21 protein-coding genes and 1 tRNA gene are annotated in these 24,365 nt (G+C 57.7%); 7 read left to right on the forward strand and 15 right to left on the reverse strand.

The features are described 5' to 3' along the window. From BN873_RS20795 to BN873_RS04810, 5 genes are all read right to left on the reverse strand, one after another. On the reverse strand, positions 1-376 hold a 376-nt coding region (locus BN873_RS20795; RefSeq protein WP_242434370.1), incomplete at its 3' end, for a transposase. 317 nt (positions 377-693) lie between these two features. Beyond that, the gene (locus BN873_RS04795; RefSeq protein ID WP_048671188.1) at positions 694-1,497 is read right to left on the reverse strand and encodes an ABC transporter ATP-binding protein; all 804 of its coding nucleotides are present in this window, start codon (positions 1,495-1,497) and stop codon (positions 694-696) included. Next, the gene (locus BN873_RS04800; RefSeq protein ID WP_048671190.1) at positions 1,494-2,456 is read right to left on the reverse strand and encodes a branched-chain amino acid ABC transporter permease; all 963 of its coding nucleotides are present in this window, start codon (positions 2,454-2,456) and stop codon (positions 1,494-1,496) included. Before BN873_RS04800 ends, BN873_RS04795 begins: the two co-directional genes overlap by 4 nt. Continuing rightward, positions 2,453-3,358 carry a branched-chain amino acid ABC transporter permease gene (locus BN873_RS04805; protein ID WP_048671215.1) on the reverse strand — a complete coding sequence of 302 codons (906 nt, stop codon included), beginning with the start codon at positions 3,356-3,358 and terminating at the stop codon, positions 2,453-2,455. Before BN873_RS04805 ends, BN873_RS04800 begins: the two co-directional genes overlap by 4 nt. A 99-nt stretch (positions 3,359-3,457) precedes the next feature. Further along, positions 3,458-4,585 (reverse strand): branched-chain amino acid ABC transporter substrate-binding protein, encoded by a 1,128-nt coding sequence (locus tag BN873_RS04810; RefSeq protein ID WP_048671191.1) that lies wholly within the window; start codon positions 4,583-4,585, stop codon positions 3,458-3,460. A gap of 219 nt (positions 4,586-4,804) precedes the next feature. Between BN873_RS04810 and putA the strand changes: the two genes are divergently transcribed. Then, positions 4,805-8,449: a bifunctional proline dehydrogenase/L-glutamate gamma-semialdehyde dehydrogenase PutA gene (putA, locus tag BN873_RS04815; protein ID WP_048671217.1), complete on the forward strand. Its 3,645-nt coding sequence runs from the start codon at positions 4,805-4,807 to the stop codon at positions 8,447-8,449. Here the strand turns inward: putA and ttcA are convergent. Then, positions 8,426-9,325, reverse strand: coding sequence for a tRNA 2-thiocytidine(32) synthetase TtcA (ttcA, locus tag BN873_RS04820; protein WP_048671193.1), 900 nt, complete (start codon positions 9,323-9,325; stop codon positions 8,426-8,428). The two genes, putA and ttcA, sit on opposite strands and share 24 nt — an antisense overlap. A gap of 200 nt (positions 9,326-9,525) precedes the next feature. Between ttcA and BN873_RS04825 the strand changes: the two genes are divergently transcribed. After that, entirely contained in the window at positions 9,526-9,732 is a 207-nt protein-coding gene (locus BN873_RS04825) for a YdcH family protein (protein WP_048671195.1), read from the forward strand. A 120-nt stretch (positions 9,733-9,852) separates the two neighbouring features. Here the strand turns inward: BN873_RS04825 and BN873_RS04830 are convergent. Both BN873_RS04830 and BN873_RS04835 read right to left on the reverse strand, forming a co-directional pair. After that, positions 9,853-9,928: transfer RNA gene (locus BN873_RS04830), tRNA-Asn, on the reverse strand. Between the two features lie 51 nt (positions 9,929-9,979). Then, the gene (locus BN873_RS04835; protein WP_048671197.1) at positions 9,980-11,164 is read right to left on the reverse strand and encodes a pyridoxal phosphate-dependent aminotransferase; all 1,185 of its coding nucleotides are present in this window, start codon (positions 11,162-11,164) and stop codon (positions 9,980-9,982) included. A gap of 96 nt (positions 11,165-11,260) precedes the next feature. Between BN873_RS04835 and uvrB the strand changes: the two genes are divergently transcribed. From uvrB to BN873_RS04860, 5 genes are all read left to right on the forward strand, one after another. Next, the gene (gene uvrB, locus BN873_RS04840; RefSeq protein ID WP_048671218.1) at positions 11,261-13,294 is read left to right on the forward strand and encodes an excinuclease ABC subunit UvrB; all 2,034 of its coding nucleotides are present in this window, start codon (positions 11,261-11,263) and stop codon (positions 13,292-13,294) included. Between the two features lie 51 nt (positions 13,295-13,345). Beyond that, the gene (locus tag BN873_RS04845; protein WP_048671199.1) at positions 13,346-13,600 is read left to right on the forward strand and encodes a hypothetical protein; all 255 of its coding nucleotides are present in this window, start codon (positions 13,346-13,348) and stop codon (positions 13,598-13,600) included. Beyond that, positions 13,597-14,007: a type II toxin-antitoxin system VapC family toxin gene (locus BN873_RS04850; protein WP_048671200.1), complete on the forward strand. Its 411-nt coding sequence runs from the start codon at positions 13,597-13,599 to the stop codon at positions 14,005-14,007. Before BN873_RS04845 ends, BN873_RS04850 begins: the two co-directional genes overlap by 4 nt. Before the next feature lie 90 nt (positions 14,008-14,097). After that, positions 14,098-16,932 carry a UvrD-helicase domain-containing protein gene (locus BN873_RS04855; protein WP_048671202.1) on the forward strand — a complete coding sequence of 945 codons (2,835 nt, stop codon included), beginning with the start codon at positions 14,098-14,100 and terminating at the stop codon, positions 16,930-16,932. A 135-nt stretch (positions 16,933-17,067) separates the two neighbouring features. Continuing rightward, positions 17,068-18,543, forward strand: coding sequence for an alpha-amylase (locus BN873_RS04860; RefSeq protein WP_048671221.1), 1,476 nt, complete (start codon positions 17,068-17,070; stop codon positions 18,541-18,543). A gap of 14 nt (positions 18,544-18,557) precedes the next feature. Here BN873_RS04860 and BN873_RS04865 read toward each other — a convergent pair whose 3' ends face one another. The 7 genes from BN873_RS04865 to BN873_RS20685 all read right to left on the reverse strand — a co-directional run. After that, positions 18,558-19,115: a cupin domain-containing protein gene (locus tag BN873_RS04865; protein WP_048671204.1), complete on the reverse strand. Its 558-nt coding sequence runs from the start codon at positions 19,113-19,115 to the stop codon at positions 18,558-18,560. Next, positions 19,112-19,792 carry a sigma-70 family RNA polymerase sigma factor gene (locus BN873_RS04870; protein WP_082161096.1) on the reverse strand — a complete coding sequence of 227 codons (681 nt, stop codon included), beginning with the start codon at positions 19,790-19,792 and terminating at the stop codon, positions 19,112-19,114. The genes BN873_RS04865 and BN873_RS04870 overlap by 4 nt, the downstream gene beginning before the upstream one ends. 22 nt (positions 19,793-19,814) lie before the next feature. Then, a complete protein-coding gene (locus BN873_RS04875; protein ID WP_048671208.1) occupies positions 19,815-20,285 on the reverse strand; it encodes a group I truncated hemoglobin in 471 nt (156 codons plus the stop codon). 32 nt (positions 20,286-20,317) lie between these two features. Then, positions 20,318-21,592, reverse strand: a complete 1,275-nt coding sequence (locus tag BN873_RS18725) for a HupE/UreJ family protein (RefSeq protein ID WP_053085241.1) — start codon at positions 21,590-21,592, stop codon at positions 20,318-20,320. A gap of 21 nt (positions 21,593-21,613) precedes the next feature. Beyond that, positions 21,614-22,453, reverse strand: coding sequence for a DUF4198 domain-containing protein (locus BN873_RS04885; protein ID WP_048671209.1), 840 nt, complete (start codon positions 22,451-22,453; stop codon positions 21,614-21,616). Positions 22,454-22,523: 70 nt separating this feature from the next. Next, entirely contained in the window at positions 22,524-24,113 is a 1,590-nt protein-coding gene (locus tag BN873_RS04890) for a DUF4331 family protein (RefSeq protein ID WP_048671212.1), read from the reverse strand. A 72-nt stretch (positions 24,114-24,185) separates the two neighbouring features. Further along, on the reverse strand, positions 24,186-24,365 hold a 180-nt coding region (locus tag BN873_RS20685; protein ID WP_206778872.1), incomplete at its 5' end, for a hypothetical protein.

The raw sequence follows: 24,365 nt of genomic DNA on the forward strand, positions 1-24,365 counted from the left end.
CGTTCACCCCGTGCTGGCGAGACACCTCCGCGACGCTCTGGCGCTCGCTTAACACCGCTAACACGATCCCCAATTTTTCTTCAACAGTCCAACTTTGATGTTGCTTGCCCATCCTGTCCTCCACAAAAGTCTCTTCAGTTTGACTTCTGATGGAAGAAATTTCTGGGGCATTACCGCCAAACCGACGATGCACGTTCTTCCAATCCCCAAACCGTGCTGGCAAATCTCGCCAGGCCGATCCTGAGCGATAGCGGTACAGCACCGCCTCCACAAATAACCGGTTATCGCGGGCCGTTACCCCCACCGTCTCTGGACGCCCCGACAGCCGATTCTGAATCCGCTCCCATGGGTCATCTCGTAACGCATACCGTCGAATCATCGCCCCATCCTTCCTTTCAAAATTCGAGAGTCCTAACCAAAGATAGAGTAAAAACGTAAAATACTAAATATAACAAAGCATTAAATACTGGTAAGTTAGCAGTATCCGCTGTAACCTAACTCCTTGCCATACCTCACAAACTTCTTGATAGCATCTATCTTCGATTAGGACTCTCCATCCAGTATACCCACCCCCGCCCTATTTGATTGACGACACACCCTAACATCACCTCTATGGCCAGCTAACCGCCTTCGCGACCTTTTCAGTGACCTTCTTGTCTATCTTTGGTTAGGACTCTCTTGGGTTTTGTGGCGCTATACCTCGTCCTCAGTACCCAAATACGCCTCGATCACACGCGGATCGCTGCGCACCTGCTCCGGCGAACCTTCCGCGATCTTGCCGCCGTGCTCCAGCACCACCAGCTTTTCACAAGCCCGCATGACCAGCCGCATGTCATGCTCAATCAGTAGAATGGTGATGCCGCGCGCCCGGATTTGCTCGATCAGGCCGATCAGCGCCTCGGTTTCCTGCTCGTTCATCCCGCCGGCCGGTTCGTCCAGAATCAGCAAACGCGGCTGGGTGGCTAGGGCGCGGGCGATTTCCAGCCGCCGCTGGTCGCCGTAGGACAGGTTCTTCGCCACCGTTAAGGTCTGTTGGCCCAGACCGACGAATTCCAACTCCTGCACCGCTCGTTCAACCGCCGCCTTTTCCACCCGCCGCTGGGTCGGTAACCACAACATGCCCGCCAGAATCCCGCCGCTCATCCGATAATGGCAACCCGCCAGCGCGTTTTCCAAAACAGTCAACTGCTGAAACAGCCGGATATTCTGAAACGTCCGGGCGATGCCCAACATGATGATGCGATGGGTGCGCAGGCCGTTCAGGCGCTGGCCGGTAAAGTGAATGTCGCCGTGATTGGGTTGGTAGTTGCCGGTGATGAGGTTGAATACCGTGGTCTTGCCCGCGCCGTTGGGGCCGATCAAACCGACCACCGCGCCCTCGCCAACCGCGAACGACACCCCGTTGACCGCCGTTAAGCCGCCAAAGGATTTGGTAACCTCGCGCAGCGTCAGCAGCGCCGATTCTGTCGGTGCAATCGCGCCATCCGCCGCGCTCATGGCCCAACCGCCCTGGCCAAAGCGGCCAGCGAAAAGCCTTGATGTCCGCGCGCTGGCCACAAGCCCTGTGGCCGAACCACCATCATCACCATCATCACCAAGCCAAACACCAGCATCCGCGCCCCGGCGAATTCGCGGAACAGTTCCGGCAGGCCGACTACCAGAAACGCCGCCAGCAATACGCCCGGAATGCTGCCCGCGCCGCCCAGAATCACGATCATGAACAGCACCACCGATTCCCAGAAGCTGAAGGATTCCGGTGAGATAATCGTCATTTTGGCGGCAAACAGGGTGCCGGCCATCCCGGCCCAGGCGGCGCCCAAACCAAACACCGCCAGCTTGTAATAATCGGTGTTGATGCCGCTGCCTTCCGCTGCCGTCGCATCCTCCCGCAGATAATTGAGTGCCCGCCCAAAGCGCGATCGCTTGAGCCGCAGGAACAGGAAAATGGTCAGCGCGACGCAACCCCAGATCAGATAGAAAAAGTCTTCAGGCCGTCGGATGATGTAGCCAAACACTCTGGGACGATTGATTCCAAAAATGCCGTTGGCTCCGCCGGTAATACCGAACACATCGTTGACCAGCGCGATGCGGACGATTTCGCCGACGCCGATAGTGACGATCAGTAGGTAATCACCGCGCAGATGCACTACCGGCCGCGCCACCGCCAGCGCGAATGCGCCAGCCACCAGACCGCTTAAGGGCAACGTCCACAGAATTGGAATCTGGTAGCGGGTGTTGAGGATGGCGGCGGTATAAGCGCCCATCGCATAAAAGGCGGCGTGACCCATGTTAAACAGTCCCGCTTCGCCCAAAATGAGATTCAGGCCCAGCGCCAGCAGCGCATACAAGCCGATGCTGTTCAGCACATCGACCTGATAAGCGTTGAGAAACAGCGGCGCGACGGCCAATAGCGCAGCAAATAAGCCTGCTCCTATCCAGTCGAGACGCGGCTTCATACTTTGTCCGCCACTCGTTCGCCCAGCAGGCCGGTGGGCCGAACGATCAGAATCAGAATCAGCACACAGAAGGCGATGGCGTCCTTCCAGGCAATGGAGATATAGGCCGCGCCCAGCGCCTCAATCACGCCCAGCAGCAAGCCGCCAACCATTGCGCCGGGGATGTTGCCGATGCCCCCAAGAATCGCGGCGGTGAAGGCTTTCATGCCGTAAACCCAGCCCATCGTGAAATTGATTTGGCCGTAATACAGCCCGACCATCAGCCCGGCCACACCGCCCAGCGCTGGCCCGACCAGAAACACCAGCATGATGACGCGGTTCACGTCGATACCCATCAGCCGGGCGGCATCCTGGTCGATAGCGGCGGCGCGGATGGCGGTGCCGATTTTGGTTTTCTGGATGAACAGATAAAGCGCTACCATCATCAATACGGACGCTAGCACGATCAACACCCGCATCAGCGGCAGATACAAGCCAAAAATGTTGAGCGTGGTGGCGGGCAGGATGTTTTCGGGATAAACCTGAAACCGCGCACCGTAAATCAGCATCAGGGTATTTTGCAGGAAGATCGACGCACCCAGTGCCGACACCACCGCCGACAGCCGGGGCGATTGCCGCAAAGGGCGATAAGCGGCCCGCTCCAGAATTGCGCCCAGCACGGCGACCAGACCCATCACCATCAATGCCAACACCAGCACCCCCAGCGCAAAACCCAGCCGGTCGGTCAGGGCCAGCGAGGTCAGCAGGGTCAGGCCGAGATAAGCGCCATAGGTGAACAAATCACCGTGGGCGAAATTGATGAGCTTGAGGACGCCGTAGACCATCGTATAGCCCAGGGCGATCAAGGCGTAAATACCGCCGACGGCCAAGCCGTTGGTAAGCTGTTGGAAAAATTCTTCCACGAGATTGGCGAGGTTCAGGGTTGCTGGGAAAGGAAAAAACTGACTCACGCAAGCGCCATAGGGCGGTTCCCTCCAGCCGGAAGCAACCGCCGCCCAGGCTTACAGCTTCTGCAATACGAATTTGCCCTCGCCATCCACTTTATAAACGCGATACACCTCGCCTTCCCGATCACCCTTGGCGTCAAAAGAAATCGCGCCGCTCAAACCAGAGTAACCTTTGAAATCCTTATGCAGGTAATCAGCGATTTTGCCGCTGTCGGTCGATTTGGCACCCGCGATGCCCGCGACCATGACTTTAAAGCCATCACCGGCCAGCACCGCCCAAATGGAAGGCGGTAATTCGTTGTATTTCTTCTGATAGCCGTCCAGAAACGCTTTAGCATCGGCCGTATCCAAATCCTGCGGTTGCGGCGGGCTGAGGAAGTAATAACCCTCGGCCGCTTCCTTACCGGCGATCTTGACCAGATCGGCGTTATTGGTGGCGTCGCCGCCGATGAACGGTACTTTCCAGTTCATGTCCTTCTTTTGCCGCAGCAACAACCCCGCTTCCGGGAAATAGCCGGTAAACAGCACCACATCGGGATTCGCACCCTTGAGCTTGGTCAGGATGGTGGTGTAATCGCGCTCACCGGGGGTCAGCGCATCGAAGAAAACGACCTCCGTACCTTTCTTTTTCAGCAGCGCGTTGGACTCGTCCGCCAGACCCTTGGCGTAAGAGGTGCTGTCATGCAGGATAGCGACCTTCTTAAAGCCCAGCTTGCCGATGGTCTGCGCCGCCATCCGGCCTTGTTCGTCGTCGCGCGGGGCCGTGCGGAAGAAATGCTTGAAGCCTTTTTCGGTTAGGCGAATCGCGGTCGAACCGTTGGCAATTTGCGGAATCTTAGCCTCGTCGTAAATCGCTTGGCTGGCTTCGGTGACCGACGAGCCGTAAGTACCGACCACCGCCGCCACGCCCTTGGTGGTCAAGCGTTGCGCCGCCAAGGAGGCGGTACGCGGGTCGCCGCCGTCGTCTTCGGTGATGACTTCGATCTGCTTGCCCAGTACGCCGCCCTTGGCGTTTTGCTGCTCGGCCAGCAGTTCAACGATTTTCTTCATGCCCTGGCCTTCGCTGGCCCAGGAGCCGGTCAGCGGAGCCATCAGGCCGATTTTGACGGTATCGGCTGCTTGCACGGTGACACCGGCGATTAAACTGACCGCTGCGGCCAAGGCCAATAGTTTCTGTTTCATAGATCATCTCCTCGATTCGCTAAGAGTCGGCTCGTTTCCGTGAGAAAGGCCGACATTATGAGATGGCTGCAACAATAGCAGCGAACTCGAAAAAGCGCCAAACTTACCGTTTCAATCCGCGCCCGTGACCGGGCGAAACCGCATGGATTGAGAGGTTACGCCTTTCCCATGTACGATTATCTCCCTGAAGAGGGAGGTTTCAAACCAGAGTTTATTTTGATGAATCACGCCGATTCTCTCGCTGCCCTCGCCGCTAGTCGCGCGGCCATTACCCACGCCTACCGCACCGACGAAGCGAGCCAAATCGCCGCATTGGTCGAAGAAATGCGCGCGGCGGCGCTCGATTGGCCGGCCATCGCCAAACGCGCCGCTGGGTTGGTGGCCGCTGTGCGCCATGATCGCCAGGGCGCGAGCGGAGTGGATAATCTGATGCATGAATTTTCGCTGTCCAGCCAAGAGGGTATCGCTCTGATGTGCTTGGCCGAAGCCCTGTTGCGCATCCCCGATGACGCCACCATCGACCGCTTGATCCGCGATAAAATCAGCAAGGGCGATTGGCGTTCTCATCTGGGGCGCAGTGAATCGCTGTTCGTTAATGCCGCTACCTGGGGTTTGATGATCACCGGCCGACTGGTGGCTACTCGGCCTGAAGCCTCCTTGGGCAGTGCGCTGACCCGCCTCATCGCCCGTGGCGGTGAGCCGATTATCCGGCGCGGCGTCGAATTCGCCATGACGCTCTTGGGTCAGCAGTTTGTGATGGGGGAAACCATCGACGCGGCGCTGGCCCGTAGTCGGGATAATGTTCGCAAAGGCTATACCCACTCCTTTGATATGTTGGGCGAAGCGGCGCTGACCGATGCCGATGCCGAACGCTATTTTCTGTCCTATCAACAGGCGATTCACGCCATCGGCCAATCCGCTCAGCAAGGGGTCGTCGAAGGCCCCGGCATCTCGGTAAAGCTGTCCGCGTTGCATCCGCGCTATAGCCGCGCCCAGCGTGAACGGGTGTTGGCCGAGTTGTATCCGCGTTTGCTCGCCTTGGCGCAATTAGCCAAAACCTATGACATCGGCTTCAACATCGACTCCGAGGAAGCCGACCGGCTGGAATTATCCCAAGACCTGTTGGATGGCTTGGCCTTCGAACCCGCACTGGCGGGATGGGATGGGCTGGCGGTGGCGGTGCAAACCTACCAGAAGCGTGCTTTGCCATTGATTAACCATTTGATCGCCCTGGCCCGTGCCAGTGGTCGTCGCTTGATGGTACGACTGGTCAAAGGCGCGTACTGGGACGCCGAGATCAAACGCGCGCAAATCGATGGTCTGGAAGGCTATCCGGTCTACACTCGCAAGCCACACACCGATCTGTCCTATTTAGTCTGTGCCCGGCGGTTGCTGGCCGCTGACGGCATTTATCCCCAGTTTGCTACCCATAATGCCCATACCTTGGCGACCGTCGAGCGCATGGCGGCCGATCTCGGCGTCACCGACTACGAGTTTCAATGCCTGCACGGCATGGGCGAAACTCTCTATGACCGGGTGGTCGGCGACCGGTCGGCTACGCACTGCCGCATTTACGCCCCAGTGGGCCGGCACGAGACGCTATTGCCTTATCTGGTGCGACGCTTGCTGGAAAATGGCGCCAACAGTTCCTTCGTCAATCGCCTGGTCGATGAGAACGTCAAAATTGAGGAGCTGGTCGTCGATCCGTTGGCGACGGTGCTGGAAACCGGCGGGACGGCCCATCCCGCCATTCCGTTGCCCAGCAAACTATTTGGTGACGAGCGACTCAATTCGGCTGGCCTCGATCTGTCCAACGACCGCGTTTTGGAGCAATTAACCGCCGATTTGGCAGATTTGAAAAATAAACATTGGCAAGCCGCGCCACTTATCGTGGGCAGCGGCGATAAAGGGGACAATGAGAGCGTCATCGTCAACCCGGCCAATCATCAGGAAATCGTCGGCACGGTACGTGAAGCGTCGCCCGCCGACATCCAAAGCGCGCTCGCCACTGCGGCGAACTATGCTGAAACATGGTATCAACACCCACCCGCCGAGCGGGCACGCCTGCTGCGGCGGGCCGCTTTTCTCCTGGAAAGCCATCGCCCCGAACTGATCAGCCTGTGCATTCGGGAAGCGGGCAAAACCTGGCCCAACGCGGTGGCGGAAATTCGTGAAACCGTGGATTTTTGCCGTTATTACGCTCTGCAAGCCGAACGTTTGGCGGTTACCAATGCGCCAGCACCGGGCGTAGTGGTTTGCATCAGTCCGTGGAATTTTCCGTTAGCCATTTTTATCGGGCAGGTCGCGGCGGCGCTGGCGGCCGGTAGCCCCGTTTTAGCGAAGCCAGCCGAACAAACCCCGTTGATCGCTGCTCGAACCGTTCAGCTTTTTCATGAAGCCGGTATCTCGCCAGCCGCTTTGCAGTTTCTGCCTGGGCGCGGCGAAACCGTCGGCGCCACCTTGACCCAGGATGCGCGAGTACGCGGTGTGATCTTCACCGGCTCGCTCGATGTCGCGCAGATCATCAACCATGCATTGCTCCGGCGTGATCCTGGACTGACAGATACCCGCTTGATCGCCGAAACGGGTGGTCAGAACGCCATGATCGTCGATTCTTCAGCCTTGGCTGAACAGGTGGTGCAGGATGTGATGGCATCCGGCTTCGACAGCGCCGGCCAACGCTGTTCCGCTTTGCGCGTGCTCTGCCTACAAGAAGATATCGCTGACAATGTGTTGGCTTTGCTGCGTTCGGCCATGCAAGAGTTGCGGATCGGTAATCCGGCCGATCTTGCAACCGATATCGGCCCGGTCATTGATGCGACTGCCAAGGCGTCTCTTGAAGCCCATATTGCGACGATGGCGCAAGCCGGCCATCCGATTCACCAAAGCAAATTGCCGGCGGCCTGTCGTGCTGGAACCTTTGTGCCGCCTACGCTCATCGAAATTGACCGTCCCGACGAATTGCACCAGGAAGTGTTCGGCCCGATTGTGCATGTCGTGCGCTATTCCAGCGAGCGGCTGGAAGAAGTGGTGGATGCTATCAATGCCTCTGGTTATGGGCTGACCTTTGGCGCACACAGCCGGATCGACGAGACCATTCAGACCCTGGTGCATCGTATCGAAGCCGGTAACATTTACATCAACCGCAACATGATCGGCGCCGTGGTGGGTGTGCAGCCCTTCGGTGGTGAAGGCAAGTCTGGCACCGGCCCCAAGGCGGGCGGCCCGTTTTATCTGCCGCGCTTATTGGATCTGGCTAACCCAACCTTGGAGCAGCTTGGCTTGCAACGCCCACCGGATGCGGACCCGCGTCTTGCGGCTTTTGAGGCGCTAACGGCTTGGAGCCACCGACAGGGCTTACGCGATCTGGCGCTGGCTTGTGCAGAATATGGCACCGCGACGCCGCTACCTTGTCGCAGTCGGCTGCCTGGGCCTACCGGTGAGGAGAATACACTGTATTTTGTACCGCGTGGCCAAATACTTTGTCGAGCAACCAAGGAAGCGGCGCTTTTGGAGCAATTGGCCGCGGTCTTGGCGGCTGGCAATAGCCCGCTGGTTGATGGCAACCCGCTCGCCGGTCAGGTCTTTGCCCGATTGCCAGCGGCTGTTAAAGCGGTGATCGAGTATGTACCGAAGATCAATCTATCAAACCCCGCCGCTATCTTGTTGGATGGCTCTAGCGAACTGACGCCTATCCCTGAGCGCCGCGCTTTGGACGATGGCCCGATTATTCCGGTGATCGTAGTGGATCAAAAAACCGGTCGGTATCCGCTGTATCGCTTGCTCCATGAACGGGTGACCAGCATCAATACCGCAGCAGCGGGCGGTAATACCATGTTGCTAACCTTGGTTGATGCCACTTGATTCAACGACAGATGGTTCCTCCACGATCTCATCGACCTCCTCGGTACCACCGAGCAGCCAATCGGGCGCGCGACCCCCATTGCGCGCGCCCAAATTAGCGAAATCGAATAATGCGGTATCGGCGAGATGTGAGGGCGCCACGTTTTGCAAGGCCGCAAAAATATTTTCCACTCGGCCTGGGAATTGTTTCCCCCACTGCCGCAACATCATCTTGATAGCCTGTCGTTGCAGGTTATCCTGCGAGCCACAGAGATTGCAGGGAATAATCGGGAACTGACGAATTTCAGCGTAAGATGCCAGATCGTTTTCCTCGCAATACGCCAGCGGTCGAATCACCACATGCCGGCCGTCATCGCTCAACAGCTTGGGCGGCATCGCCTTGAGTTTGCCGCCGTGAAACAGGTTCAAAAACAGAGTTTCGATGATGTCATCGCGGTGATGGCCGAGTGCGATCTTGCTCATGCCGTGTTCGGCCGCGAAGCTGTAGAGCACGCCCCGCCGCAGCCGCGAGCATAGCCCGCAGGTGGTCTTTCCGGCCGGGATGACGCGCTTGACGACGCTGTAGGTATCCTGTTCGATGATGTGAAAGGGAATGCCGATCTGCTGTAGATAAGCCGGTAGGATGTGTTCGGGAAAGCCCGGCTGTTTCTGGTCGAGATTGACCGCGATCAACTCAAAGCGTACTGGTGCCCGCAATTGCAGGTTGCGCAGGATGTCCAACATGGCGAAGGAGTCTTTGCCACCGGAGAGACAGACCATCACGCGGTCGCCTTCCTCGATCATGTTGAAATCCTGAATCGCCCGGCCCATGTTTCGTCGCAGGCGCTTTTGCAGCTTATTGAAATTCAACTGTTGTTTCTTGGCTGTTAACATCATCCCCCGCCTCGCTAAGCGTTTGGTGGGATACACGACTTTAGATGAAATTTGGTGCGGTTCGGGCAAATTCCCGATCTTGCCGGACGCTCCGTCGGGGTCTAGACTCCCCCTTAAGAATACGGTTCACCGCCCGCTTCGGCAGCACGTCCGCTACCGATCCGACCCCGAGCAAATAATCCAACCCATCTGGAGATTTCACCATGGAGACCAACGATATCGAGCACTACAAGCATCGGCTCGTCGAGCTGCGAATTGAACATCGCGACCTTGATGATGTAATCACCCGCTTGGCGAATGATCCTTTGGTGGATGAGCTGGAGCTTAAGCGGCTCAAAAAGCGCAAATTAATGCTCAAAGATCTGATAGCCCACCTAGAAAGTAAGCTCATCCCCGATCTCAATGCCTGAACGTAACGAAATTTGCAGGGGCCGCGTCCGCCCATGACGCGGCTCTTGGGCGAGTAACGCATGGGCCACAGCGAACGCATAAAAAAAGGGTCAGGCTTTCGCCTAACCCCTTATTCTATTTGGCTCCCCGGCGCGGACTCGAACCACGGACCCAGTGATTAACAGTCACTTGCTCTACCGACTGAGCTACCGGGGAAATGAGAGAACAGGGATTTTATTTCTCCCTGCCAGCGCTGTCAATGGCGAATTAACGGTCAATCACTTGCCGGATGCGCTCTAGCGCCTTGCTCAGGTTGTTCATGCTAGTGGCGAAGGAAATTCGCCCGCAACCTTCCGCACCAAACGCCGAACCTGGCACCAGCGCTACGCCGACTTCATTCAGCAGCAATTCGGCGAAGGCGATGTCATTGGCCAAGCCCAGCCGCTCAATGACCTTCTGAAAGCTGGGAAAGATGTAGAAGGTGCCGTCCGCTGGAGCGACTTCGACGCCGGGCATGGCTTGCAGCGCACCATAAACAAAATCGTGCCGTTCCTTGAACGCCTTGTTCATCACACCGATGCAGGATTGATCGCCATTCAGCCCGGCTTCCGCCGCGACCTGTGAAATCGAAGTCGGGTTCGAGGTGCTCTGCGACTGGATATTGGTCATGGCGTTGATCAAATCCTTGGGGCCGCCGCAGTAGCCGATGCGCCAGCCGGTCATCGAATAGACTTTGGAGACGCCGTTCAGCACGATGCTGCGGTCGTAGAGATCGGGGCAAACATTCAGAATGTTGCAGAATTTTTCGCCAGTCCATTGGATATGCTCGTACATATCATCGGTGGCGATATAAACCTGCGGATGCCGCCGTAGCACCTCGCCCAATGCAGTCAATTCCGCCGCGTTATAAGCCACGCCGGTCGGGTTGGACGGACTGTTGATCACCAGTAGCTTGGTGCGCGGCGTAATCGCTGCTTCCAACTGTTTGGCGGTGATCTTGAAATGCTGGTCGATCCCGGCCTCGACAATCACGGGCTTGCCATCGGCCAGCAACACCATGTCCGGGTAGGAGACCCAGTACGGCGCGGGAATGATCACCTCATCGCCGCTGTTGAGCAGCGCCTGCGCCAAGTTATAAAAACTTTGCTTACCGCCACAGGACACCAAAATCTGCTTCGGTTCATAGCTCAAGCCGTTGTCGCGCTGGAACTTGGCGATAATCGCTTTCTTCAGGCTCGCCGTACCGTCCACTGGTGTGTATTTAGTGAAACCGGCGTTAATCGCCTGGATCGCCGCTTGCTTGATGAAATCAGGCGTATCGAAATCCGGCTCGCCCGCACCCAAACCGATCACGTCTTTACCGGCGGCTTTGAGTTCATTGGCCTTGGCGGTGACGGCCAAGGTAGGGGAGGGCTTGATGCGCTGCACGCGCTCGGAAAGAGGGGTACTCACGGGAACTCCTGGGTGCGGGCCGAAAGGTTGAACGCCGATCAAGGGCGAATTGTCGGATAATACTCAAAATCATCGCCCTGACCAATTGCCATGCAGATGCAAAAGCCTTTCACGCTCCACGCTCCGTTTCAACCCGCTGGCGATCAGCCCAGCGCGATCTGTAGTCTCGTTGGTGGCCTGAATGACGGGCTGGCCCATCAAACGTTGCTGGGCGTCACCGGCAGCGGCAAAACCTTCAGCGTCGCTAACGTCATCGCCGCCGTGCAGCGCCCGGCCTTGGTGCTCGCGCCCAACAAGACGCTGGCGGCGCAACTGTATGGCGAGATGAAGGAATTTTTCCCGGAAAACGCCGTGGAGTATTTCGTCTCTTATTACGATTACTACCAGCCGGAAGCCTACGTGCCGTCATCGGACACCTACATCGAGAAAGATGCCTCGATCAACGAGCATGTGGAACAGATGCGGCTGTCGGCCACCAAAGCGATCTTGGAGCGGCGCGACACCATCATCGTGGCCACGGTGTCGGCGATTTACGGTCTGGGCGATCCCGAATCCTACATGAAGATGCTGCTGCATCTGGTGCGCGGCGAAAAAGTCAATCAGCGCGCCATCCTGCGGCGGCTGGCCGATTTGCAGTACACCCGCAACGACCTGGAACTGGCGCGCGGCACCTTCCGGGTGCGCGGCGAAATCATCGACATTCATCCCGCCGAATCGGATACCGAAGCGGTGCGGGTGGAGTTGTTCGACGATGAAATTGCATCGCTCAGTCTGTTCGATCCGCTGACCGGCAAGGTGACGCGCAAGACCCCGCGCTATACGGTCTATCCCAAGACCCATTATGTGACGCCGCGCGAGCAGCTTTTGAAAGCGGTCGATCAGGTCAAGGATGAATTGCAAGATCGGCTGAACGAATTGAATGCGGCCAACAAGCTGCTGGAAGCGCAGCGGCTGGAGCAGCGCACCCGCTACGATATCGAGATGATGCTGGAGCTGGGCTATTGCAGCGGCATTGAGAACTATTCCCGCTACCTGTCGGGCCGCGAAGCGGGTGAACCGCCGCCGACCTTGTTCGATTATCTGCCACCGGAAGCGATCATTTTCATCGACGAAAGCCATGTGACCGTGCCCCAACTGGGCGGGATGTATCGCGGCGACCGCTCGCGCAAGGAAACGCTGGTCGAGTACGGCTTTCGGTTGCCCTCGGCGCTGGATAACCGGCCGCTGCGCTTCGATGAATTTGAGCGCCTCAGCGGTCAGACCATTTTCATTTCCGCCACGCCCGGCCCGTTTGAGTTGGAGCATTCCGGCGCAGCGGTGGCGGAGCAGGTGGTGCGACCGACCGGCCTGGTCGATCCTGAAGTCGAAGTGCGGCCCGCCTTGCATCAGGTGGATGATCTGCTGGGCGAAATCCGCGAGCGGGTGCTTCTCAAGGAACGGGTGCTGGTCACCACCTTGACCAAACGCATGGCCGAGGATTTAACCGAGTATCTGGCCGAAAACGGCGTGAAGGTGCGCTATCTGCACGCCGACATTGAGACGGTGGAGCGGGTCGAGATCATCCGCGATCTGCGCTTGGGCCAGTTTGATGTGCTGGTCGGCATCAATTTATTGCGGGAAGGGCTGGATTTGCCGGAGGTGTCGCTGGTGGCGATTCTGGATGCCGACAAGGAAGGCTTCCTGCGTTCCGAGCGTTCGCTGATTCAGACGGTGGGCCGGGCTGCGCGGAATTTACACGGCAAGGCGATTCTGTACGCCGATCAGATCACCGGTTCGATGCGCCGCGCGCTGGATGAAACCGACCGGCGCCGCGCCAAGCAGCAGGCGTATAACCAGGCTCACCACATCACCCCGCGCGGCATTGAAAAAGCGGTCGCTGACATCATGGAAGGCGCGTATTCCCATCCCGGCGCACCGGTACCGGCGGCGCAATACGCCAGAGTCACGGAGGAAGCGGCGGCTTACGCCCATGAAACGCCGGCGTTGTTGATGAAGAAGATTAAGAAACTGGAACAGGAGATGTACCGCCACGCCCGTGATCTGGAATTCGAGCAAGCGGCGAAGCTGCGGGATGAGATTCAACGGATTCGGCAGTTTGGGTTGGGGCTGTTGGAGGTGAAAGTGGGATGAGTTGGAATGGATTAGTAATTCAGACAGGTCTGGCCTTTTGGAGAGAAATCGATGAGCACCTTGCAAATTCAACTGGATGAAGAGTTGATGGAACGATTACGAGTTGCCGCAGAAGCTCAGGCGGTTAGTTTGGAGGTCTTGGCGCAGGCTGCATTGGAATCTTACGTTCAGCCTCAATTACGAACGGAAAAACAGTATTCGTTTATTGGAATTGGTCGCAGTGGCAAGCGTGATCTGTCCAGGCGAGTCGAGAACATTTTGTCAGCGGGAGCTAATCGGCGCGAGGGTTGGAGTTTGCAAGAATGACGGCGCTGTTGGACACTGGTTTTTTGCTGGCAGTACTGGATGCGGATGACGATTTGCATTCCGCCTGTACACAAGCATTAAGCGCCGAGCGGGAGCCGATCTTACCCGATATGGTTTTGCCGGAATTAGCTTACATGGTCTTGAGGGAATTAGGCTACCAGGTACTGGCGAGCTTTCTGCAAGCGATCCATCGGGGCGAATTAAAGCTAGAGCGGATTACTGAACCTGATTTGCAGCGGACAACTGAAATTTTGCGGCTCTATGCCGACAGTCGTATTGATTTTGTGGACTGTACTATCGCCGCAATGGCTGAGCGGCTCAATATTCGAAAGATTCTGACCGTTGATCAACGGCATTTTCGTTTGTTTCGCCCCCGGCATTGCGATTATTTCACTCTCTCGCCCTAATCTAATAATCAAGCCGTACAATGAAATCTAACGGATTCGGCAGTTTGGGTTGGGGCTGCCGGAGGTCAAGGCCAGCTAAACGGAAATACCATGAAAATCCTCGAATACAACGAGTTCGACCCCGGCAAGGCCGGCGCCCAGTACAAAAAGCTGCGCAAGATGCTGGAGAAGGACGACTTTCGTTCCGCCAAGGTCAAGAAGCTGGCGCAAGGTGATTTTTTCCGCGCCGAACTCGATTACAGCAACCGCTTGCTGTTCAAGTTGATGCGCTATGGCGAGGAGCGTTACGCGCTGATGCTGGAGGTGATCGAGAATCACGCCTACGATAAATCCCGCTTTCTGCGCGGGGCGCAAATCGACGAAGCCAAAATCCCCGAACCGACCGCCGCCGAGCTGGCGACCGACAAACTAGCCGCATTGCACTACGTCAATCCCGCTCGCGCCCATTTCAACCTGCTGGATAAAGTCATCTCGTTCGACGAGGTACAAGCAGCGATTTATCACCTGCCACCCCCATTAATTATCATTGGTTCTGCGGGTAGTGGCAAAACTGTCCTGATGCTGGAAAAGCTCAAACAGCTCAGCGGCGATGTGCTCTACATCACCCACTCGCCGTTTCTGGTTGAGAACTCTCGTAATCTGTATTACGCCAACAGCTATCAGGGCGAACACCAGAATCTCGACTTTCTCTCGTTTCGGGAGTTTCTGGAAACCATTCAGGTGCCTGAAGGCCGGGAAGTCACCTACCAGGCCTTTCGTGGCTGGTTTGAGCGTTACCGTAAAAGCGGCAAGCTGGATGACGCCCACAAGCTGTTTGAAGAGTTTCGCGGCGTATTAACTGGCCCGGTCGTGGAATCGCCCTGGCTGAGCCGTGAGCACTATCTTGATCTGGGCATCAAGCAAACCATTTTTCTCGACGAAGAACGGCCACTGGTTTACGACCTGTTTGAGAAATATCTAAGCTGGCTCAAGGACAGCGGTTTTTACGATGCCAATATCCTGTCCCAGCATTACCTGGCACTGTGCCAGCCACGCTACGATTTCGTGGTGGTGGACGAAGTGCAGGACATCACCAATATCCAACTGGCCTTGATCCTGCGCAGCCTGCGAAAAGCTGAACACTTCGCGTTGTGCGGCGATTCCAATCAGATCGTCCATCCCAACTTCTTTTCCTGGGCCAACGTCAAAACCCTGTTTTATCGGAGTGAACTGGCCGATTCCAAAAAGGTGATGCATATCCTGCACACCAACTACCGCAATTCCGGTGAAATCACGGCGCTGGCTAACAAGCTTCTGAAAATAAAACAAAAGCGCTTCGGTTCCATCGACCGCGAGAGCAACTACCTGGTCAGCAGCCTGGGCGGCAAGACGGGCCACATTGAATTTTTGGCCGACAAGGACAATCTGCTCAAGGAATTGAATCAGAAAACCAAACAGTCTACCCGTTTTGCGGTGCTGGTCATGCGTGATGAGCAAAAGGCCGCCGCCCGCCGCTTCTTCCAAACCCCACTGATTTTCTCAGTGCAGGAAGCGAAGGGCTTGGAGTACGAAAACATCCTGCTGTACAACTTCGTTTCCAACGACCGCGCCAATTTCAACGCCATTATCGAAGGCGTCAGCGCCGCTGACCTGGAGGGTGATCTGGATTACGCCCGCGCCAGAGACAAAGCGGACAAGTCGCTGGAAGTCTACAAATTTTTCATCAACTCGCTGTATGTGGCGGTGACTCGCGCAGTCAGCAATTTGTACCTCATCGAAAATGACGCCCGCCACGGCTTGCTGCAACTGCTCGGTTTGAACGCGACACGGGAAAAAGTCGATCTCGCCAATCAGTCCTCTTCATTGGAGGATTGGCAGCGCGAGGCGCGGCGGCTGGAATTGCAGGGCAAGCAGGAGCAAGCCGACGAAATCCGCAAGACCATTCTCCACACCAGGCAAGTGCCTTGGGAGGTGCTCGACCAGGCCCGTTTTCAGACTTTACTGCCGCAGGCGCTCGATCCCAAAAATGTTTCCAACAAGATCCGCAGTTCGCTGTTCGAGTATGCGGCCTTTTATGATGAACAGGCCCTGGCCTACCGGCTGGCGCATGCCGGGTTTCAGCAAGCCCGGCATTTTGAGGCGCAAGCGCCAGCCATCGTCAAAAAATATCTGAGCGGTTACGAAGGCAGACATTACAAGGACGTATTGCGTGACGTGGACGCTTACGGCGTGGATTTCCGCAATCGCTTCAATTGTACCCCGCTGATGCTGGCCGCCCGTAGCGGCAATCTGGCGCTGATCGAGACGTTGAAGGAGCGTGGCGCCAACGAGAGCCTGACCGATAATTTCGGCCGCGCCGCCCTGCATTGGAGCCTGTTACGGGCCTACACTGACCCGGCCTTTGCCGTCGGCCCATTCGGTAGCGTGTACGAGCGGCTGGTGCCGCCCAGCCTGAGTATCAAGGTGGGCGAGCGACTAATCAAGATCGACAATCATCTCAGTGAATTCTTCCTGTTCCATTCCCTGGTAGCACTCTTCAAATACAAGGTGAGCTACCCGGATGGCTGGATGCTGCGCGGTTTCAGCACCGCCGATTTCGTGGCAGCGGTGCAGGCTTTCCCTGAAAATATCTGGCGGGCCGAGCGCAAGAAGCGCGCCTATCTTTCCAGCGTGCTCTCTCGCAACGAGATCGACCGCGACTATGCTTACAATCGTCGTCTGTTCGCGCGGATGGCTCATGGCCATTATGTGTTGAACCCGCTGCTGGCCATCAAATCTGGCGAGGCGTGGATCAACCTTTACGATTTTCTTAACTTGCCCCTCTTGTATGAGGGGGTGCAGGGCTTCAATTCTCCTGCTCGTTATTTTTTGGATCGGTTGATCCGGCTGCGCGAGCGCTTGCTGGGCCATGCGCCGCCGGATGAGGATGAGGAGGAAGAGGGGTGATGGGTATAGGCTGCCGTTCGATAAACTCTGGCTGAAGCGGCGTATTAAAGCAGCAACCAATAAATTCAGCTTGACAAGTAGTGTTTCTTTTTATGATACATCTCGTTTGGCCGAATTGATCCAGGAGAAACCATGATTGATGAATTGAATGGCACCATGATGCAGTACTTTCACTGGTATTCTCCAGACGACGGCGCTTTTTGGAATGACGTGGGCAGCCAGGCGCGTGCTTTGGCACAGGCAGGATTTACTGGCCTGTGGCTCCCCCCGGCCTTTAAAGGGATGAGCGGCATCCGTGATGTCGGCTATGGCACCTACGATCTATACGACTTAGGCGAATTCGACCAGAAAGGTACGGTTCGCACTAAATACGGTACTCACCAGCAATATCTGCACGCCATTGCCGCGCTCCATCAGGCGGGCATCCAGGTTTATGCGGATGCGGTCCTCAATCATCGGATCGGCGGCGATGCGTTGGAAACCGCGCTCGCTACCCCCTACCTCCAGGATGACCGCTTATATCCACGGGGTGAGCCACGCGAAGTCCAGACCTATACCCATTTCGCGTTTCCTGGGCGACGTGGCCGCTATTCGGCTTTTGAGTGGCATCATCAACATTTCAACGCGGTGGATTACGATGCCAAGACCAGCGAATCTGGCATGGTTTATTTATTCGCGGGCAAACACTTCGATGATCATGTGACCCTGGAGAAAGGGAATTTTTCCTATTTGATGGGTTGCGATGTCGATTTGCAAAATGATGAAGTGCGGGAGGAACTCATCCGCTGGGGGCGCTGGTATCTTGATACCACTGGCGTGGATGGCTTTCGGTTGGATGTCATCAAACATCTGACGGCCTGGTTTTTCCCGACCTGGCTCGATGAAATGATCGATCACGCGGGTCGGGAGTTATTCGCCGTCAGCGAGTACTGGTCGCCGGATGTCAATACCTTGCATTGGTATTTGAATCGGCTGGGGCCACGGATGTCGCTGTTCGATGTGGCGCTCCATTACAACTTCCACATCGCCAGTCGCATGGGCGGTAATTACGACATGCGCCGCATTTTGGAAGGGACGCTGATGCAGCAACGGCCCTATCAGGCCGTCACCTTCGTGGAAAATCACGATTCACAGCCCCTGCAATCCCTGGAATCCGTAGTCGAACCGTGGTTCAAGCCGTTGGCCTACGCCATCATTCTGTTGCGGCGTGAGGGCTATCCCTGCGTGTTTTATGCCGATTATTATGGAGCTGAATACGAAGACCAGGGCCGGGACGGTCAGCGCTATAAGATCGTGATGTCGTCTCACCGCGCGTTCATCGACAAGCTGCTCCACGCTCGCCGTCTCTATGCCCACGGCTCCCAGTACGACTATTTCGACCATTGGAACCGAATCGGCTGGACGCGCCTTGGCAATGAGGAATTTCCTAAAGCGATGGCGGTGGTACTGAGCGATGGTTTCGGGGGCGGCAAATGGATGGAAGTCCGCAAGCCGAATACCCGGTTTGTCGATCTGACCGGGCAGATCAAAGAGCCGATTTACACCAATGACACAGGTTGGGCCGAGTTTCAATGCCTGGAAAGGTCAGTCTCAGTATGGGTGGAAGAATAGCCGCTGACCGGCGCTCAGCACGCCAGCATTTCTGGGCGCAGTTCGCTGCGGATGAACACCACGCCGCCGTTGCGGGTGGAGATGGGAGCGTGCCGCGAGCCGGGCAACGCCGCGTGATAGTCGCCCCGGCTATAGGCGCGCTCGCCGATCAGCATATCGCCCTCCAGCAACAGGCATTCTTCCAGGACGCTGTGATCGTGCGGCGGCAGTAAAGCACCGGGGGCCAGCCGCAGCAGGAAGGACTGGAATCCCGCGTCCCGATCCACCATCAGCACCTTGATTTCCGCACCGGGCGCCAGAATACGCCATTCGCCTTCGCCGTCGCGCACGGTGACGGTGGCGGGGGGGCCGGCTTCATCCAGGGCCGCTGCGATGGCGTCCCACACCGAAGCACGCGGTTCCACGTCGGGCAATGCCGCCGCCAGGGGTGTCAGGCGCCGCTCCCAGGCGGCGACCCGGCGTTGTTGCTCTGGATCGTGGGCCAGATTCGCCTCGAACTCGGTCAATTCCGGCCCGCTCAGCGTGCCGAGCACATAATCGCCCGCCAGTTGTTCGACTTCGTTTCGGTTCATGAGTCCAGGCACCCCTTCAGTTGCAGCAAACCCCGTCGCACCCAGCTTTTGATTGTGCCGAGCGGGATTTGTAGCCGCGCCGCCAGTTCTTCGTGGCTGTGGCCATGAAAAAACGCCAGCCTGATCGCCTGGGACTGCTCGGCGGACAACCGTTGCAGGCACTCCTCGATAGCCTGCGCCAGCGGATCGGCCGCTAGCGCGGGCTGTGGATCGGGGATTTGCAGGGCTTCCTCGGAGAGCGATTCGGCGTAGGCTTCCGCAGCCCGCCGTCGCCGTTGTCGCAGCCATTCGATGGCTCGATGCCGGGCGATGGCCATCAGCCAGACCATGACCGGGGCGCGGCCGGGCTGGTATTGCCCCGCCGCCCGCCAGATGGCCAGGTAGGTTTCCTGCAATACATCCTCCGCCACGTCCTGCTGGCGCAGCAGGGCCAGCGTGATGGTGTACAAGCGACCTTTGGTGAGCCGGTACAACTCGGCAAACGCCTGACGGTCGCCGCGCGCAGTGGCAGCCAACAGCTCGGGCAGAGGGTCGGTTGGAGTAGAGAGTGACTGGCGGGCCAAGTCCACGGCGCGTTGTGTCGTTCCGGTGAGAGTACGCCGGGATTTTATCCTGTGCTGCCGTGCGCGGCAACGCTGCCCAACCGGTGGGAAAGGCACAGCGTTGCGCGCGGACATGGCTTTAGGTTCCGTACCAGGATTAGCGGGTTACGATGTCAGATTTCATCGGCCCCAGCACGCCCAGCAACTCCTGTTGCTCCTTCTGGGGTACTTTGTGCTTGTCGAGGCTCATGACGAGATCCTCTACCAGCGCGTTGAAATGCCGCTCGGTGACGCCCATTCTGGCATGGGTGGTCTTCATGTCCCGGCCGGTGTAGGTGCAGGGGCCACCCGTGCCCGCGCAAATCTGCTCGCCAAGCAGGCGCTTGAGCTTGGGAATGTTGGAGTTGGCAAAAAACTTGTTGATCCGTTTGTCGGCGGCGACATTGGCGACGAAATCGTCCACCACGGCGTCGATAGCCGGTTGCCCGCCCAGACGGTCGTACAGGGTTGGCGTCCCTTTCATCGCTTTCATCGGGGCATCCACCATCTGGGATGTTTGGGCGCAGGCCGCCAGGGCCAGGGCGGCCGCGATGGGCAGCAGACGGTGTAAGCGAACGGTAGCAAACATGGCAGTATCCTCCAGAGTTAACTCGGTTGTGGTTAAGAGAGCGAGGGCAGGTTGGAGAGTGGCGGGGATGAAGACCCGATGACAGATGGCGTGCCGCGCGCCGCCATCGTTGGCAGCAGGGTGATGTTCAACCCACGTTCCAGGCACCAGATCAGAGCCAGCAGGGCGACAAGCGCCGAGCCGACCGGTAGAACCAGCCGCCGGTATGCCCAGGTCTGGCGCAGCGCGAAAGCCAACGGCAACGCCACCATGACAAAGCTTAACTGGCCGATTTCGACCCCCGCATTAAAGCTGGCCAGCGCCAGCGCCAGTGCCTCGTTGGGTAAACCCAGCTCACGCAGCACGCTGGCAAAGCCAAAGCCGTGGATCAATCCCAGAACGAAAGCCAGTAGCCAGCGCCGCGCTGTTACGACTGGCAGCAGGTTATTGAGCGCCGCCAGCACGATAGTGAACGCGATCACGGTTTCTACCAGCCAACTGGGCAAATCGAGCACGCCCAACACCGCCAGGCTCAGCGTCAGCGAGTGTGCGAGCGTGAAGGCGGTGACAATACCGGCGGTGTCCAACACCACTAGCCGTAGTGTCATTACCGGTTGCCAACGACCTTCTTGCCACCATAGCACCGCCGGCAGCAGCAAAGCCAGCAAAAACAGGATGTGATCGAAGCCAAGGGGCAAAATATGGGTAAAACCGAGCGTGAGATAGTGCCAGGCGGTGTCAAGTCGGGCGACGGGCGGCGTGGGTGACGCCAGCAGAAACGGGGTGCTGGTTTGGCCGCCTTCCAGCCATTCGGTGGTTACTGCCTCGGCTGTAGCCCTTTGCACCGTCAGGGCGTAAGAGGCGAACGTCCACGCATAGCTCCAGGTCAACTGGCGTGCCTCCGCAGGAATCTGTCCGCTCAAGCGGATGGTCGCTACGGCGGGCGACAGAGGACCGGCGCCGGGTGTGACCGTGTAAGCGATTGCGGGATAAACGTTCTGGGTATCGAACGCCAGTTGCACGCGCTGGCGAAATGGCTCATCAAAGCGGGCGAACACGGCCTGAAGACCGGTCAAGCTGGGGTCGATGGCTGAGGCTTCACCGGCGGTGGTCTGGAGCTTCTCGGCGAGCGCCACCGCATCCGTCACGATTTCAACCTGGTACGTCTGGCCTTCCTGCAACAGGATCGACACCCGTGTAGTGCCGATCTCATGGGCATATACTATTGGACTGTTTAGCAGCGCGACGACAACAGCGCATAACGCCAGATAGGCGAGCTGCCGACCCGCGAAAGCGGAAGCGGTGATCCTGAAAATAGGCGTCAACATGGCCTGTACCCTGAGTGTTCTTCAGCCTTTATGGCTTTGGGCGATCTTGGATGGGCGTTCAAACGTCAACGACGCCCAAAAGCTCGCCCACTTGGCCTGGGAGTCTGCCGCTGCTGGAACCATGTGCACGGCCTTGATCAGCCACATGCCCTCGGGTCGCAACCGAAATCGCACCCGGCCAGCGGCGTCGGTGCGAGCCGCCAGCTTCTCGGCAGGGTTCAATCGGTTCATAGCGACAACTAGCGCATCCGCAAGCGGGCGTTCCTGATAGATCAAGCGCACGGGAAGCTCCTCATCCGTGCCGAGGGCGTAGGGATTCCGTTCGGCGACCAGCTCAAGGGTGAAGCCGAGGGGTCGATCACTTTGGGCCGTGCTCGGCGCTCCTGATAGCACCAGACTTTTGGCGCACCGTGAAAAAAGTTCGCGGGCGCTCGTTTCAGTTTCATGGTCGCGTGCGCGCAGCGCTGCAATCGTTTCAAGCCCTTCTTCCCGCAGATACCGATTGAATTTTTCCGATGGTAATTCAACCGCGCTCGGATGGCTGTGATAGCCGATGACGAGCAAGCCCGGTGGCTCCACGCGCAACAAACCCGCCGGATCGACGCCATCTTGGCCAACCACCGGTTTGCGTCCGGTTGCATCCTCAAATACAAAGCGATCAATGAGGGCGGCATGACGGGGTAGTGGATCTCCAAGCAAATCCTGCCCAACCCGCAACCGCACGCCGACCCACTGCCCCGGCTCTGGGGCGAAGGTGGTCGGCTCAATCCACAGATCGTGGGCAAGCAGCGGCGAACTGCTCAGGGCGATGGCTAACATCGCAAGCGGTAGGCGAAACCGCATCCATCCGGCGTGTGGCATCTTCAGTCTCCTGGGGCAGGCCCCAAACCGGGGCCTGCCGTCATGTCATCGTGGATCGGATGGCGCCCTTTCAAAGCGCGGGCGGCGGCGGTGGGGTTTGTTCGGTCGGAACATTGACACCGCCATGCCCCTGATAGAGACCCTGGTGGGCCGGAGCCAGGAATGGGAATCGGTCGAGATAGTCCTTGTCGTTGACTTCGATGCCCTTGGCCAGGCCAGCCGCCGGATTACCCGCCACGATCAGGCTGAGTAGCACGCTATTGACATTCACCTGATTGCGATTCGGTGCCGTGCCGCCGCCAAGGCGACGCCCATTGGGAAAGCTGGAGTCGATAGCGGCGTCGAGGGTGATGACGTCACCGGTGAAACCGTCGGCGACCGGGATCGGCCGACCCAAATTGATCGCGCTGATAATATCGGCGCGAGGCCCCTTGAGCGTGGTCACGGTACCGGCAGGCACTCCCAGCGCCTTGTAGATGCCAAGCGCTTCAGCGTCGCGTACCAGCACCGGATGCAGGATGTCAGCACCGAAGTTGGTCACGTCTTTGAGCGGGCTGCTGCGCAGGTAACTGGTCTGGCGCTGCGTTCCAATGAGGCCAGCGTTGAAGAGTGGCAGAGCGTTTCGGCCAACCTGCACGAAGGAGCCGGCTCCCTTCAGACCTGTGATGGCATTATTGGGATCGACAATCTGGATTTTTTTACGGCTAACACGCGACCAGACCCGCAGCAGACTGTCGGTTGAATTGGCCTTGAGCACGCCATTGTGGGGAATGCCTTGCGGGAAAGCGTCGCTGATTGGAATCTCCAGGGCAATCGAAAAAATGTTAAAGCCGGTGAATACGTCCTTGCCTGGCGGGCGGCGCGCGCCCGGAATACCGCCGAGGTCGTTTGTATTCAAGTTAACCAGATCGAAAATACCCTTCTCATCCAGTTGGTAGGGGTCATCGAACTGACCGGCGATGATCCGCCCTCCGTTGGCTAGTGGGTGGATGAAGGTGTCCACGAACGTTTGATCGTAGAGACCCACTTCACGACTGGTAGGGTCTTTGGAGTCGTAACCGGTGAAAGCGCCGAGACCGTAGACCAGTCGGTCGGTCTGCGGGCCGTGATTGTTGGGGAGGACCGGGAGATCCTTGCCGAGGACGACGACTTGCCCACCACCACGCTCGTCCTCACCGAAATCGCTTTCCCTATCGGTCTCATTATCATTAGCTGAACGCCCGGCTTTAAAGGACAGGATGCGGCTGACCGTCATGGTCTCGGTACCGCCGGTGAGTTGCCAGAGTAACTCGTTGCCGCCGCCCAGGGCATCGGTCGGACTGGGCGCTGCTTCGGGGTTCAGCGTATTCTTGAACTCGACGCGATACACCAGATGGTCTCGGAGGCTCTCACCGATGCCAATGTGGAACTCATAGCGGTAGCCATTGCAGGCCCGCAGGCCCTGATTGCCCTGACCCGGCTCGTGGAGCGGGTTGAAGTTCATAATGAGGTAAAGCTTGTCGTGCGCGCCGGGCGATACCCAGGCGTAGGTGTCGGTGTTGTCGGCGCAGGGTTCGTTGAGGATCGCTAATGCCTCACGGTGGCTTGAGGCATAGGCAGTCAATCCGGTCGCAGTAAAAAGCGCTGTTGCGAGACAAACTTGGAGTAATGGTTTGGGCATAACAATCTCCCTCGGTAGCTGTGGGGATGAGGCGATACGCCACGCATCGCCTTTGGTGAAGCGTCAACGGCTTCACTTTGTCATGCGCCAACCCGTGCGATTTGGATGAGGGTCAGTGAAAAATTTTAAGAGTCCTAATCTAAGATAGTTACTGGTATTATAGGAAGAAAGGCTCACTTGAAGCGAGGTTTGGTGATGGAAAGCGGTGGTTGCAAGCGGTGTGGTAGCGAAGCGTCGGTCAAGAGCGGTCGC

Source organism: Candidatus Competibacter denitrificans Run_A_D11 (assembly GCF_001051235.1).
GTDB classification, from domain to species: domain Bacteria; phylum Pseudomonadota; class Gammaproteobacteria; order Competibacterales; family Competibacteraceae; genus Competibacter_A; species Competibacter_A denitrificans.

Coding starts and splice junctions, on each gene's coding strand:
- BN873_RS04795 (WP_048671188.1), bottom strand. CDS start 1,497: ATGAGCGCGGCGGATGGCGCGATTGCACCGACAGAATCGGCGCTGCTG.
- BN873_RS04800 (WP_048671190.1), bottom strand. CDS start 2,456: ATGAAGCCGCGTCTCGACTGGATAGGAGCAGGCTTATTTGCTGCGCTA.
- BN873_RS04810 (WP_048671191.1), bottom strand. CDS start 4,585: ATGAAACAGAAACTATTGGCCTTGGCCGCAGCGGTCAGTTTAATCGCC.
- putA (WP_048671217.1), top strand. CDS start 4,805: ATGAATCACGCCGATTCTCTCGCTGCCCTCGCCGCTAGTCGCGCGGCC.
- ttcA (WP_048671193.1), bottom strand. CDS start 9,325: ATGATGTTAACAGCCAAGAAACAACAGTTGAATTTCAATAAGCTGCAA.
- BN873_RS04825 (WP_048671195.1), top strand. CDS start 9,526: ATGGAGACCAACGATATCGAGCACTACAAGCATCGGCTCGTCGAGCTG.
- uvrB (WP_048671218.1), top strand. CDS start 11,261: ATGCAAAAGCCTTTCACGCTCCACGCTCCGTTTCAACCCGCTGGCGAT.
- BN873_RS04845 (WP_048671199.1), top strand. CDS start 13,346: ATGAGCACCTTGCAAATTCAACTGGATGAAGAGTTGATGGAACGATTA.
- BN873_RS04850 (WP_048671200.1), top strand. CDS start 13,597: ATGACGGCGCTGTTGGACACTGGTTTTTTGCTGGCAGTACTGGATGCG.
- BN873_RS04855 (WP_048671202.1), top strand. CDS start 14,098: ATGAAAATCCTCGAATACAACGAGTTCGACCCCGGCAAGGCCGGCGCC.
- BN873_RS04865 (WP_048671204.1), bottom strand. CDS start 19,115: ATGAACCGAAACGAAGTCGAACAACTGGCGGGCGATTATGTGCTCGGC.
- BN873_RS04870 (WP_082161096.1), bottom strand. CDS start 19,792: ATGTCCGCGCGCAACGCTGTGCCTTTCCCACCGGTTGGGCAGCGTTGC.
- BN873_RS04875 (WP_048671208.1), bottom strand. CDS start 20,285: ATGTTTGCTACCGTTCGCTTACACCGTCTGCTGCCCATCGCGGCCGCC.
- BN873_RS18725 (WP_053085241.1), bottom strand. CDS start 21,592: ATGTTGACGCCTATTTTCAGGATCACCGCTTCCGCTTTCGCGGGTCGG.
- BN873_RS04885 (WP_048671209.1), bottom strand. CDS start 22,453: ATGCCACACGCCGGATGGATGCGGTTTCGCCTACCGCTTGCGATGTTA.
- BN873_RS04890 (WP_048671212.1), bottom strand. CDS start 24,113: ATGCCCAAACCATTACTCCAAGTTTGTCTCGCAACAGCGCTTTTTACT.